This window comes from Psychrobacter sp. TB20-MNA-CIBAN-0197 (assembly GCF_040309765.1).
Classification (GTDB): Bacteria; Pseudomonadota; Gammaproteobacteria; order Pseudomonadales; family Moraxellaceae; genus Psychrobacter; species Psychrobacter submarinus.
In genome coordinates this window covers 1-229 of the sequence record NZ_JBEOPC010001530.1, presented here as the reverse complement: position 1 = coordinate 229, position 229 = coordinate 1, and the positions used below count along the sequence as shown (strand labels likewise).

Below are 229 nucleotides of genomic sequence, written 5' to 3'. Positions count from 1 at the left end.
GATAGACACACAGGCATGGATCAACGGCATCAATGGTCACGATCAATTGGCCGGAACTGCGCGAATCGAGCTCGTCACGGTACCGGCTCGGCATGGCGAGACGGCCCTTTGCATCGAGACTGATAGCGTTAGCTCCGCGAAACACGTCAGCGTTTCTCCAATTTTTATCGTTTTGAGCTCAAAAAACCCACTTCATGCCACTTTCCGCCACTTGCGCACACTATAGGAA

At 52.4% G+C, this 229-nt stretch carries 1 protein-coding gene; it reads right to left on the bottom strand.

Going from position 1 to position 229, the window contains the following annotated elements; all coding sequences use genetic code 11:
* Positions 1-94 (bottom strand): hypothetical protein (locus AAEY83_RS19100; RefSeq protein WP_351061875.1); only part of this gene is annotated, 94 nt, incomplete at its 3' end.
* Between the last annotated feature and the right edge of the window lie 135 nt (positions 95-229).